12 protein-coding genes are annotated in these 12,356 nt (G+C 66.1%); 2 read left to right on the top strand and 10 right to left on the bottom strand.

Annotation, left to right across the window (positions count from 1 at the left end):
• Positions 1-151: 151 nt before the first annotated feature.
• The 9 genes from ACSFBF_RS27365 to ACSFBF_RS27325 all read right to left on the bottom strand — a co-directional run bounded on the left by ACSFBF_RS27365 (position 152) and on the right by ACSFBF_RS27325 (position 9,391).
• Entirely contained in the window at positions 152-1,030 is an 879-nt protein-coding gene (locus ACSFBF_RS27365; protein WP_435472458.1) for a sugar phosphate isomerase/epimerase family protein, read from the bottom strand.
• 8 nt (positions 1,031-1,038) lie between these two features.
• Complete coding sequence (locus ACSFBF_RS27360; protein WP_435472456.1) at positions 1,039-2,226, bottom strand: dihydrodipicolinate synthase family protein; 1,188 nt, start codon at positions 2,224-2,226, stop codon at positions 1,039-1,041.
• A 10-nt stretch (positions 2,227-2,236) separates the two neighbouring features.
• Positions 2,237-3,400, bottom strand: a complete 1,164-nt coding sequence (locus tag ACSFBF_RS27355) for a Gfo/Idh/MocA family protein (RefSeq protein WP_206174280.1) — start codon at positions 3,398-3,400, stop codon at positions 2,237-2,239.
• 50 nt (positions 3,401-3,450) lie between these two features.
• A complete protein-coding gene (locus ACSFBF_RS27350; protein WP_435472453.1) occupies positions 3,451-4,881 on the bottom strand; it encodes an enolase C-terminal domain-like protein in 1,431 nt (476 codons plus the stop codon).
• Positions 4,882-4,892: 11 nt separating this feature from the next.
• Entirely contained in the window at positions 4,893-5,672 is a 780-nt protein-coding gene (locus tag ACSFBF_RS27345) for an ABC transporter ATP-binding protein (RefSeq protein WP_435460638.1), read from the bottom strand.
• Between the two features lie 57 nt (positions 5,673-5,729).
• A complete protein-coding gene (locus tag ACSFBF_RS27340) occupies positions 5,730-6,731 on the bottom strand; it encodes an ABC transporter substrate-binding protein (RefSeq protein WP_435472451.1) in 1,002 nt (333 codons plus the stop codon).
• Between the two features lie 52 nt (positions 6,732-6,783).
• Entirely contained in the window at positions 6,784-7,557 is a 774-nt protein-coding gene (locus ACSFBF_RS27335; protein WP_435472449.1) for an ABC transporter permease, read from the bottom strand.
• A gap of 30 nt (positions 7,558-7,587) precedes the next feature.
• Positions 7,588-8,580 carry a tripartite tricarboxylate transporter substrate binding protein gene (locus ACSFBF_RS27330; RefSeq protein ID WP_435472447.1) on the bottom strand — a complete coding sequence of 331 codons (993 nt, stop codon included), beginning with the start codon at positions 8,578-8,580 and terminating at the stop codon, positions 7,588-7,590.
• A gap of 145 nt (positions 8,581-8,725) precedes the next feature.
• Positions 8,726-9,391, bottom strand: coding sequence for a TetR/AcrR family transcriptional regulator (locus ACSFBF_RS27325; protein ID WP_435472445.1), 666 nt, complete (start codon positions 9,389-9,391; stop codon positions 8,726-8,728).
• 94 nt (positions 9,392-9,485) lie between these two features.
• Between ACSFBF_RS27325 and ACSFBF_RS27320 the strand changes: the two genes are divergently transcribed.
• On the top strand, positions 9,486-11,213 hold the full coding sequence (locus ACSFBF_RS27320) for a thiamine pyrophosphate-binding protein (RefSeq protein ID WP_435472443.1): 1,728 nt from the start codon (positions 9,486-9,488) through the stop codon (positions 11,211-11,213).
• Here ACSFBF_RS27320 and ACSFBF_RS27315 read toward each other — a convergent pair.
• Positions 11,176-11,472 carry a hypothetical protein gene (locus ACSFBF_RS27315; RefSeq protein WP_435472441.1) on the bottom strand — a complete coding sequence of 99 codons (297 nt, stop codon included), beginning with the start codon at positions 11,470-11,472 and terminating at the stop codon, positions 11,176-11,178. The genes ACSFBF_RS27320 and ACSFBF_RS27315 overlap by 38 nt on opposite strands.
• Before the next feature lie 103 nt (positions 11,473-11,575).
• Between ACSFBF_RS27315 and ACSFBF_RS27310 the strand changes: the two genes are divergently transcribed.
• Positions 11,576-12,355 carry an AraC family transcriptional regulator gene (locus ACSFBF_RS27310; protein ID WP_435472439.1) on the top strand — a complete coding sequence of 260 codons (780 nt, stop codon included), beginning with the start codon at positions 11,576-11,578 and terminating at the stop codon, positions 12,353-12,355.
• The last annotated feature ends 1 nt before the right edge of the window (position 12,356 follow it).

Below are 12,356 nucleotides of genomic sequence, written 5' to 3'. Positions count from 1 at the left end.
TGCGCCGGGCAGCCGCACTCACCGTGCACAGGCCGTCGGGTGCTCCCCGCAGCGAAATAAAGGAGGAGCCCGAAGGGCGGGGGACATTCGCGGAGGGGAGTACCCGATGGCCTGTGCACGCGCCCCGAAACAACGCGAACACAGAGCAGCTCTAGACCGCCTGCTTGTGCCGCTCGATGCAGACGTCCAGCGTCTCAGCGCCAGGCCGCTGCCACCAGTCGAGATTCGAGAAGATCTCCACCTCGCTGAACCCGGCGAAGCCCGCGTCTTCAACCCAGCCTCGGATCTTCTTTAGTTCGACCACGCCATCACCCATCATTCCGCGATCGCTCAGCAGATCGCGTGTGGGCGTGAGCCAGTCACAGACGTGGTACGCCAGCAGGCGCTCGCGGCCGGCGCGGGCAATCTGCTGTTGCAGCTTCGGGTCCCACCACACGTGGTAGATGTCGAGGGCCACGCCGAGCATGCCGCTTCTGCCTGCGTCGAGTTCATCGCAGAGGTCGAGTGCGTGCTCCAGCGTGTTGATGCATGCGCGGTCGGCCGCCTGCATCGGGTGCAGGGGTTCGATGGCGAGCGGCATGCCGACTTCGCGGGCGTATTCGAGCGATGCGGCGATGCCGTCACGCACCTCGCTGCGTGCGCGGCCGATGTCCTTGTAGGCGACCTTGCCTTCGAGCGCGCCGGGCAGGGCGCCGACCACCAGCACGAGGCAAGGTGCATCGAGCGTCTTTGCCTCGTCGATGGCGCGGCGGTTGTCGTCGAGTGCGGCCTTCAGGCCTGCCGCATCGGGCGCGGGGAAGAAGCCGCCTCGGCAGTAGCCCGAGAGGCCGATGCCGTGCGCTTTCAACTGCCTCGCGATCTTGTCGAGGCCTATAGCCGCCACTTGGTCGCGCCAGGGACTGATCGCGCGGATGCCGCGCTCGGCGCACTGATCGATGATGCGGTCGAGCGGCACCTCGACGCCCGACTGCTTGCGCACCGTGGCGGTGTTGATCGACAGCCAGTCGTGGTTCTGCGAGAAGTCGCGCATGAGTTGCTTCAGCCTTCCACGCCGTGCAGGGCCAGAAGGGTCTTCATGCGCTGAACCGCCAGCTCCGGCTGTTCAAGCAGGTTGGCCGCATCAGCCAGTCGGAACAGTTCGGCGAAGTGCTGCAGCGAGCGAGTGCTCTGTTGCCCGCCCACCATCGTGAAATGCTTCTGGTGGCCGTTGAGCCAGGCCATGAACACCACGCCGGTCTTGTAGAAGCGCGTGGGCGCCGCGAAGATGTGACGCGACAGCGGCACCGTGGGGCCGAGGATCGCGTGGAATTTCTCGGTGTTGCCTTGCGCCAGCGCGCCAAGCGCGGCGCTCGCGGCGGGGGCGATGGCGTCGAAGATGCCCAGCAGCGCATCGCTCTTGCCGTGCGTCGGCTCGCTGCCGAAGCCATCACCGGCAATCAGCTCGGCGTAGTTGAAGTCGTCGCCCGTGTACATGCGAACACCCGGCGGCAGGCGGCGCCGCATCGCAATTTCCTTGTCCTTGTCGAGCAGCGAGATCTTGATGCCGTCGACCTTCTCCGGATGCGCCGCGATGATGCCCAGCGCCGTGTCCATGGCCGCATCGACATCCTTCGTTCCCCAGTAGCCCGCCAGCGCTGGGTCGAACATGTCGCCCAGCCAATGCAACACCACCGGCTGCTTCGCCTGGCTCAGGATGCGGTCGTACACGCGCTCGTAGTCGGCCGGGCTCTTCGCCACGCGGGCCAGCGCGCGGCTTGCCATCACGATCAGCTTGCCGCCGAGTGCTTCGATGGCGGCCATCTGTTCTTCGTAGCCGCGGATCACGTCGTCGACGCTCTTCACGCTGTCGATGTCCAGGTGATCGGTGCCGCAGCCCGAGGCGACCAGCGCGCCGGGTACGTCCTTCGCGGCGTCGAGCGAGCGGCGGATCAGCTCCAGCGAGGTCGGCCAGTCCAGCCCCATGCCGCGCTGCGCGGTGTCCATGGCCTCGGCCACGCCCAGTCCCAGCGAGAACAGGTGGCGGCGGTAGGCGATGGTGGTGTCCCAGTCGACCGCGCATTGCAGCCACGGGTCGATGACGGCCAGCGGATCGGCCACGACGTGTGCGGCCGAATAGGCGATGCGGTTGAACTTGACGCCCGCATCGGGCTTCACCGGCGCGGTGCCGCACAGGGCGTAGGGCGCGAGCGTGCCGCTCGCGGTGGGAAGGGTCAGCGAAAGAGCCATGCTGTCTGCCTCAGACCTTCAGCGCAGGCACGTCGACCCAGCGGCGGTCTTTCCACGATTCGAGCGCGGCCTCGACCAGCTGCACACCCTTGGCGCCTTCAGGCAGCGTCCATTTGTACGGCTCGTTCTCAACCACGTGGCGGATGAAGTGCTCCCACTGGATCTTGAAGCCGTTGTCGTAGACCTGCGAGTCCGGAATCTCCTGCCACTGGTCGAAGAAATTCATCATCTGCTTCTCGTCGGGGTTCCACACCGGGCGCGGCGTGGCCACGCGCGACTGGGCGCGGCAGCTCGACAAGCCCGCCACGGCCGAGCCGTCGGTGCCGTCGACGTGGAAGGTCACGAGATCGTCGCGGCGCACGCGCGTGACCCAGCTCATGTTGATCTGCGCGATGACGGGTTCGCCGTTGTGGCCGGTGAGTTCGCAGGTGGCGTAGGCCGCGTCGTCGGCGGTGGCTTCATACGGCTTGCCAGCTTCGTCCCAGCGCTTGGGAATGTGCGTGGCACCGATGCACGACACCGACTTCACCTCGCCGAACAGGTTGTCCAGCACATAGCGCCAGTGGCACATCATGTCGAGGATCATGCCGCCGCCGTCTTCCTTGCGGTAGTTCCAGCTCGGGCGCTGGATGGGCTGCAGGTCACCCTCGAACACCCAGTAGCCGAATTCGAGGCGCACGCTGAGCATGCGGCCGAAGAAACCGGCGCGGCGCAGCATGTCGAGCTTGCGCAGGCCGGGCAGGAAGAGCTTGTCTTGCACGGCGCCGTGCTTCAGGCCAGAGCCCTCGGCCAGGCGGGCGATCTCGACCGCTTCGTTGAGATTGGTGGCAATCGGCTTCTCGCAGTACACGTGCTTGCCGGCGCGGATGGCCTTGGCCAGCAGCGTGGGGCGCATCTGCGTGGTGCCGGCGTCGAAGAAGATGGTGTCGTCCTTGTTCTCCAGCGCCTTGTCGAGGTCGGTGCCCCAGCGCGCGATGTTGTGAGCCTTGGCGAGCGCTTCCATCTTCTCGGCGTTGCGGCCGATGAGGATCGGGTCGGGCATGACCTTGTCGCCATTCGACAGCGTGACGCCGCCTTGCGCGCGGATGGCGCAGATCGAGCGGATCAGATGCTGGTTCATGCCCATGCGGCCGGTGACGCCGTGCATGATGATTCCTAGACGTTGGGTGGCCATCGTTTTCTTCCTTGAGATGCGAGAGAGATTGCAGATCGAAGCGGGGGGCTTCAGTAGACGGAACGCATGGCGTCCCACGAGATGCCGGCGCCGGGTTTGCCGGTGGCAAAGCCGGGCGCGGTGGCGAGCGAGGACAGGTCGAGCTGCCCGTCGCGGATGGCGAGGCGCACGGCGCCGTCGCTCGGTTCGTAAAGGTCCGGATGAGCGTGCAGCAGGGCTTGCTGTTCAGCCTCGGGAGCCGCGGCAAGACCGTTGACGTAATGGTGGCCGTTGCGCTCCACGTGCGAGAGGCCGAGCCACGAGACCAGCGCCAGGTCTTGTTGCACGCCGAGGCCGGCCTGCATGGTGAGGTCTTCGCCGGAGAGGAAGTAGCGCGGTTTTTCCTCGGAGGCATTCCAATGCGCGCAACGCGCCGCATTGATGACCGACTTGTAGAAGCCCTTGCAGCTCTTGCTCGACACGCCGGTATAGCCGAGCGCACGGGCCTGCACGAAGGCGTCGAGCGTGGCGTCGGATTCGTCGATGAGTAGCGGGATGCGCTTGCCCAGCGCGGACACGTCGCGCTGCAGGGCTGCGTCGCGGCGGATCGGCTGTTCCACGAAGACCGTCTTCTGCGCGAGCTTCCACAGCACGGGGGTGGACAGCATGCGGTCAAGGAAGACGCCGAAGTCGTCCGCATCGGCGTATTGCTCGTTGCCGTCGAGCGTCACGAGCTGCGCGTGGCCGTCGATCACGCGGGCGATGTGCTGGAGCCGGTCAATGTCCTGCGTGGTGTTGCCGCACAGCTTGAGCTTGAAGTGTGTGAGACCGTAGCGGCGCACGGCGGCTGCAAGAGTCGTGGGCAGGCCGTCGTTGGGGGCGTCGGGCAGCGTGTCGCTGTCGTCGATGGCATCGGCCAGTCCGACCGTATGGCGCACCGCGATGCGCGTGCGCGGCGACTGCCTCGCCAGGAAGCCGGGCATATCGAAGCCGGCAAGGTCATCGGCCAGACCGCTGCCTGCGATGTCGATGCCGCTCAGGTTGCCGCTCATCGCCGTAGCGAAGCTCACGCCGCTGTGCAGGCACAGCGCGTCGAGCAGGGCACGGTCGATCAGCGCCGGGCCATAGCTGGCCACCAGCGGTTGCAGGCCGTTGGCCTTGGCGCGCGCCTGCAGCGCGGCGTAGTTCGATGCGAAGTGCGTCCAGGCGGTCTGTGCGTCAGGCTCGGCGGAGTAGGCCTCGCGCGCATCGCGCAGGGCGAAGCGCAGTTGCTCGAAGTTCTGTTCGTTGGTGAGGGCCGGGTTCTTGTCGAACCACTTGGGCACCATCATCTCGGCGGCGCAGCCCTCGGCCGTGCGGCCGTCCGCAAAGCGGATGCGGGCCTTCACGTAGACCTGCGGGCAGGCCGTGACAGTGGCGGCGCCGAAGCGGAACGGCAGCCGCAGCTTGACGTTGCGCTCGGCGAAGCGGATCTCCTCGACGTGAAAACGGATGGCATCCATGGCTGGCGCTTTCAGTGGTCCAGGATGCCCTGCGAGAAGAAATGCGCGCGCACCAGCTTCGTGTACGCGCCGAACTCGGGCGAGGCCATCATGTCGAGCGTGCGCGGGCGCGGCAGGTCGATGTCGTACACCGCGGCGATGGAGCCGGGCCGCTCGCTCATCACGATCACGCGGTCCGACAGGAAGATGGCCTCCGGAATGCTGTGGGTGATGAGCATCACCGTCTTCTTCGACGCCATCCAGATGCGCTGCAGCTCCAGGTTCATCTTCTCGCGCGTCATCGCGTCGAGTGCGCCGAAGGGCTCGTCCATCAGCAGCACCGACGGGTCGTGCAGCAGCGCGCGGCAGATCGATGCGCGTTGCTGCATCCCGCCCGAGAGCTGCCAGGGGTACTTGCCCTCGAAGCCCTTCAGGCCGGCCATTTCCATGAGCTGACGCGCGCGGTCCTTCGAGGCGGCCTTCGGCAGATGACGCATCTCAGCCTGCAGCAGGATGTTGTCTTCCACGCTGCGCCACGGCAGCAGCACCGCGCTCTGGAACACGATGCCCACGTCCTTCTGCGGACCCTTGATCGGCTTGCCGGCCAGCGTGAGGCTGCCGCCGCTGATGGGCAGCAGGCCTGCCACCATCTTCAGCAGCGTGCTCTTGCCGCAGCCCGAGGGGCCGACGACGGAGACGAACTCGCCTTCCTTGATGGCGAAATCGAGTGGCTTCAGCGACTCGACCGGGCCGTCCTTGCTTTGGTAGATCTTCGAGACGCCGCGCGCTTCGATCAGGTTGACTTGGGACATTGAATGCGTGAGAGGTAGCGGCAGCGAAAGGCGCGCGAGTTCGAAGGCAGCGATCGGTCAGGGCAGGAAGTCGAGGGTCACGTAGTCTTCGGGCTTGCCGCGCGTCGATGCGTCCATGCCGCCGTACTGCACCAGCAGGTCGAGCGAGTCACTCACGTTCTTCATTGCCACGCGGTACGGACGTTGGTTGGCCGTTTCCTTCGTGTGATAGAGCGCCACGCTCTGCTTCATGCCGACGATCAGCGTGTCGCGCACGCCGGCCTTGGGGTTGGCCTTGAGCATCGCGTCCACTGCCGCTTCGGGGCTCTTCTCGGCGGCTTCGGCGGCCTTGGTGGAGGCGCGCATGAAGCGCTTCACCAGGTCGGGGTTTTCGGTCAGCAGGTTCTTGTTGGTGATGATCCCGGAGCTGATCTGGTTCACGCCGGAGTCGGCGAAACGGATCGGCGTCACGGGCTTGCCGGTGGCGTCCTGCAGCTTGATGGCCTGGTCCATCACGTAGCCCAGCAACAGGTCGGCCTGACCGTTGGTCACGGCATTGAGCTTGGTCTGGCCGTCGCCCGAGACGATCTTCACCTGATCGGCCGTGATGTTGTTGACCTTGAGGAACAGCGGCCACATCTGCGACATCGAGTCGCCCGGCGTGACGGCCACCGTCTTGCCGATGATGTCCTTCGGCGTCTTGATGTTCTTCTCGGTGAAGCCCATGACCGACATCGGGCTCACCTGGAACAGCACGCCGGTCGACTTCAGCGGCGCGCCCTTGGCGGCCGCCTTGATCATGGTCGTGACGTCGATGTAGCCGAAGGTGGCCGACTTGGCGGCCACCGCCTGTGCGGTGACGGCGGAGCCGCGGCCTTCCTGGATGTCGAGGTCAATGCCTTCCTCGGCGTAGAAGCCTTTTTCCTTGCCGAGGAAGAAGGGCGCGTGCTCGCTGTACAGGTACCAGTTGAGCATCAGCGTGACCTTGTCCTTGGGCTTGTCGCCCTGGGCGTGCGCAGGAGCGATGGCGAAGGTGGCGAGCGCTGCGGCGGCGAGCAGCGAGGGAAGCAGTTTCTTCATGGTCTTGTCTCCGGGAGTTGTTGGCTTTGCGAAGGAACTTGAAACAGAAAACTCAGTTCGCGTGGCGCTGCGAGGCGTGCCAGGGAATCATCACGCGCTCGACCAGGTCGACCGCGACGAAGAGGATCACGCCGATGCTCGACAGCACCACCAGCGCGGCGAACATCAATGGCAAGTCGAAGTTGCCGTTGGCAACCTGCAGCACGTAGCCGATGCCCGAGTTGGAGCCGACGAACTCGCCGACCACCGCACCGACCACGGCCAGCGTGACCGACACCTTCAGGCCACTGAAGATCGAAGGCAGTGCCTGCGGCAGGCTGATCTTGAGAAAGGTCTGCAGGCGGCTCGCACCCATCGAGCGCGAGAGGTCGAGCATGTCGGGCTCGACCGACTTGAAACCCATCACCGTGGACACCACCACCGGAAAGAAGCCCAGCAGGAAGGCGCTGATCACCTTCGGAAAGATGCCGAAGCCGAACCACACCACGAACAGCGGCGCGATCGCCACCTTGGGAATGCTCTGCGAGAACACCAGCAGCGGATAGACGTACGACTCGACGACGCGCGAGTAGGCGATGACCATCGCGATCGGAATGCCGATCAGGATCGTCAGGCCGAAGCCGCCCAGCGTGGCGAGCGTGGTCTTCCAGCTCTCGGCGAGCAGGCGCGGCCATTCGGCGACGAGCTGCTTCACCACTTCCCACGGCGGGGGAATCAGGTAGGCCGGAATCTTGAAGAGGCGGATCGCCAGATCCCACAGCACCAGCAGTAGCAAGATGAGGATGAAAGGGCGCAGGGCCGGGGAGAGCAGGAGCTTGCGGAGCATGGCGAGGGCCGGGGCTTTCAGGGGGCTTGCTTACTGTTGAACCGAGAGCCCGGCCGCCTTCACGAGCTGCGCGTTGCTCGCGATCTCTTCCTTGATGTAGGCGTCGAACTGCTCGGGCTTGAGCGTCCAGGCGTCGGCGCCGAGCTTGGCGAAGCGCTCCTTCACCTCGGGCGTGGCCAGCGCCTTCGCCACCTCGGCGTGCAGGCGCTCGACGATGTCGCGCGGCGTCTTGGCGGGCGCCATCATCCCGATCCAGAAGTTGAACTCGGAGCCGGGCACGCCGGCCTCGGTGGTGGTGGGTACGTCGGGCAGGGCGGCGGCGCGCTTGGGCGAGCCGACGGCCAGCGCCAGCAACTGGCCTTCCTTGATCTGGCCGATGACCGGCGCGATGGGCGAGAAGTAGTAGTCGACGCGGCCGGCGAGCACTTCAGTGACGGCCTCGCCCGATCCCTTGAAGGGGATGTTGGTGGCGTCGATCTTGGCGGCCATCTTGAACTTCTCGGCGTTCAGGTGCGTGGCGCTGCCCTGGCCGGCGGAGGCGAAGTTCATGCTGCCGGGCTTGGCGCGCGCGGCGGCCAGCAGTTGGGGCAGCGTCTTGATGTTCTTGCTGGGCGAGATCACCAGCGCGTTGGGCAGCGACGAGATCGGCGTGACACCCGCGAAGTCGTGCATCGTGTCGAAGGGCAGCTTGGCGAAGGTGGAGGGGCTGACCGTGTGCGACGACGAATGGATCATCACCGTGTAGCCGTCGGGCGCAGCCGTGGCCACCGCCTGCTGGCCGATGGTGCCGCTGGCGCCGCCGCGGTTGTCGATTACCAGCGTCTGGCCCATGCTGGCGCTCATTTTGTCGGTGATGGCGCGGGCAATGATGTCGGTGGTGCTGCCGGCCGCGAAGGGAACGATCACGCGAATGGGCTTGGTCGGGTAGCCGTTCTGCGCGGCGGCCAGGCCCGGCAGCAGTGCAGCGATGCAGGTCAGCGAGGCAACATAGGTTGTGCGTGCGATGCTGGCAAAGAGCTTCATGGATGTCTCCGCGCGGTCGGGCCGCTTTCTTGAATCGATCAATTCACCATTGAGTGAATTATCGATTGTAGGAACGGCTGCGCCGCAGCGTCAACGGCCGCTGCCTAGTAGATACCCGGAGAGTGCGAGGGCGCGCTGATGAAGCTCAGTGCAGGACGTAGCCCAGCACGAGGTCGGTCATGTGCGAGAGGCGCTGCGCCATCGCCTTGGGCGCGCGCAGGTCGCGGCCGAAGATGGCCGAGAGCGTGTGGTTGTTCGAGAGATAGAAGTAGCAGAGCGACGCGATGGAGATGTAGAGCTGCACCGGGTCCACGCCGGCGCGGAACAGGTTGTCGCGGCGGCCGCGCTCCAGCACAGTGTCGAGCAGCTGTACCAGCGGCGAGTTCATCTCCTGGATGCGATCGGAGCGCTTGAGGTGCGCCGCGCAATGCAGGTTCTCGCTGTTGAGCAGCGTGATGAACTCGGGGTGCTCCAGGTAGTAGTGCCAGGTGAACGAGACCAGCTGGCGGATGGCCTCGACCGGCTCGATCTCGTCGAGGTGCAGGCGCTGCTCGGCCTCGCGGATGTCGGCGTAGGTGCGCTCCAGCACTGCGAGGAACAGGTCGTCCTTGCTGCCGAAGTAGTAGTAGATGAGGCGCTTGTTGAGGCCTGCGCGCTCGGCGATGCTGTCCATGCGCGCGCCGGCGAGGCCGCGCGCGGAGAACTCGTCGCGCGCCGACGCGAGGATGGCGAGCTGCGAGCGGTCGGCGTCGCGCGAGCGGGGCTCGATCACTTCGGCGGCGTCGGGTGAGGGGTCCTTGGAGGCCTTCATGGCGCGAATTTAACCAATTGGGGAATTAACGCAAGGCGTCTGGAGCGGGCGCACATAATTGCCGAAGACATTTGCAGCTGAGGTTCTACTTCTCATGAGTACATCACAACCCGCGGGCCACCTGATCGTCGAGTGCCTGGTCGAACAGGGCATGGAAATGGCGTTCGGTGTGCCGGGCGAAAGCTTCCTGGCGGTGCTCGACGGCTTCCATGCCTACCGCGATCGCACGCGCTTCATCGTCAACCGGCAGGAGGGTGGCGCGGCCTTCATGGCCGAGGCGCACGGCAAGCTCACCGGGCGGCCGGGCGTTTGCTTCGTCACCCGCGGGCCCGGTGCGACCAATGCGTCGATCGGCGTGCACAACGCGTTCCAGGATTCGACGCCGATGGTGCTGTTCGTCGGCGACGTCGGCAGCGACTTCCGCGACCGCGAGGCTTTCCAGGAGGTCGACTACGGCAGCTTCTTCGGACCAAGCACCAAGGGCTTTGCCAAGCGCGTGGAGCGCATCGACGATGCGAACCGCATCCCCGAATACATCGCGCGCGCCTTCGCCACCGCAATGAACGGGCGGCCGGGGCCGGTGGTGCTGGTCTTGCCAGAGGACATGCTGCGCAGCGAGACCGCCGCACGGCCGTTGAAGCGCGTGGAGGCAGTCGAGCCCTGGAGCGACCCGGGCGCGCTGCGCACCTTGCGCGAGCTGCTGCTGAAGTCGCAACGCCCGCTGGTGATTGCCGGTGGTGGCGGTTGGACGACGCAGGCCGCACAGGCGCTACAGCGCTTTGCGGAGAACTGGCGGCTGCCGGTCGCGAACGCCTTCCGCTTTCAAGACACTTTCGACAACCACCATCCGCTGTATGCGGGCGACGTCGGCATCGCGATTAACCCGAAGCTCGCGCAGCGCGTGAAGGATGCTGACCTGATCCTGGCCATCGGCCCGCGCCTGGGCGAGATGACGACCGGCGGCTACACGCTGCTCGAAGCACCGAAGGCGAAGCAGACGCTGGTGCACATCCATGCGAGCGCCGAAGAGCTCAACCGCGTCTATCAGGCCGACTTGGCCATCAACGCCGGCATGAGCGCGGCGGCTCGCAGCCTGGAGGTGCTGAGCGCGCCGCCGACGCTGCCGTGGGAGGAATGGACGCTTCAGGCCCATGCCGACTACGAGGCCAACCTCGTGCCGCAGCCGCTGGCAGGCATGCCCGCCGAGACGCCGCGTGGGCCGGTCGACATGGCGGAGGTCGTCGCGCTGCTGCAGAAGCACCTGCCGGCGGATGCGGCCATTACCAATGGTGCGGGCAACTTCGCAAGCTGGGTGCACCGCTACTTCCGCTATCACGGGCTCACGAAGGGCGCGAAGACGCAGCTGGCGCCGACCAGCGGAGCGATGGGCTATGGCGTGCCGGCTGGCATCGCGGCCAACCTCGCGACGGGGCGCGTGGCCTTCACCATCGCGGGCGATGGCGATTTTCTGATGACGGGGCAGGAGCTCGCGACGGCTGCGCAGCACGGCGGCAAGAGCATCGTCGTGCTGCTCAACAACGGCATGTTCGGCACCATCCGAATGCACCAGGAGCGCGAGTACCCGGAACGCACCAGCGGCACTGCGCTGCGCAACCCTGACTTCTGCGGCCTCGCGCGCGCCTACGGCTATGCGGCCGAGCGTGTGACGGAAACAGCGCAGTTCGAGGCCGCGCTGCTGCGCGCGCTGGCGGCCGACACCGGCACGCTGATCGAGATTCCGCTCGACCCCGAAGTGATTACCACGCGCGGCACGCTGGCGTCGATCACGCGTTCGGCGAAGCAGCAGCAGGCGCAGGGCTGAGCGCGGCACGATGACGTGCCACCTCGTCGCGCAAGGACGGCGAGCGCAGTTCGAACACGTCGAACAGGCCGAGCGCGTCGAGGGCGGGGATCAGGGAGACCAGGTCTTGCTCGGCGGCTTGTCTGTTCGCGGCCGACGTGCCTGCATCCTCGAGGATGCGAACGTTGGCGAGGAAGGCGCCGACCGATCCCTTGCGCAATGTGCGGCCGTTCACGACGGTGAAGTCTGCGCCGTCGGGCAGTACGTCTTGGGCTTTCATGGAGGCTCCTTGGATGGGTTGGTGAAGATGAACTCGATGCTAGGCAGCGGCGCGCGTTCGGGCTTGCGGCGCGGGGCCAATCGATACCTCCGGCGGGCCAACCATGGCTGCTGAGGCCCCTGTGAAGCTCTGGATCAACGCCTACGAGGCGCCGCGCGTCACGGGCTACCACGCGCATGAAACCGGCCAGCTGTTCGCGCTGCGCGAGGGTTTGCAGGTCATCGAGACGCCTTCAGGCCGTTGGGTGCAGCCGCCGGGCTGGATCGGCTGGATCGCGCCGCGCTGCGCCCATGCGGCGCAGAGCTTTGGTGCGACGGCGGGCTGGAGTCTGCACATCGACCCGCTGATGGCAGCATCCTTGCCGGACGGGCCGCATGTGTTTGCCGTCACGCCGCTGGTGCAGGGGCTGGTGGATCGACTGACGTCGATGGATGCCATCGAGCCCCTGCTGGAGCCGCGCCGTGCGCGTCTGGTGGGCGTGCTGATCGATGAGCTCGCGGCGAGCGCCAGGCCGTCGCTGCACCTGCCGATGCCGAAGGACAAGCGCCTTGCTGCGATGGCTGCGGCGCTGGCCAACGATCCGGCGCTGCCGAACGGCATCGACGAATGGGCCGATCGCATCGGCATGGCGCGCAGGACACTCACTCGCCGCTTCGCCGTGGAGACGGGCCTGAGCTTCGCGCAATGGCGCCAGCAGGCGCGGTTGCTGAAGGCCGTCGAGCTGCTGAGCCTGAAGGAGCCGGTGACGGTGGTGGCGTTGACGGTGGGCTACAGCTCTGTGAGCGCCTTCATCGAGGCCTTTCGAAAGCACTTCGGCCGCACGCCGGCGCGCTTCTTCGAAGAGGGCGTGGCCCTGCCGCAGGCGAAAAAAAAGCCCGCATGAA

This window comes from Variovorax nivicola (assembly GCF_051216475.1).
GTDB lineage: Bacteria > Pseudomonadota > Gammaproteobacteria > Burkholderiales > Burkholderiaceae_C > Variovorax.
Note: the sequence above shows the minus strand (reverse complement) of the source record. Positions and strands in the feature narration are given on the sequence as shown.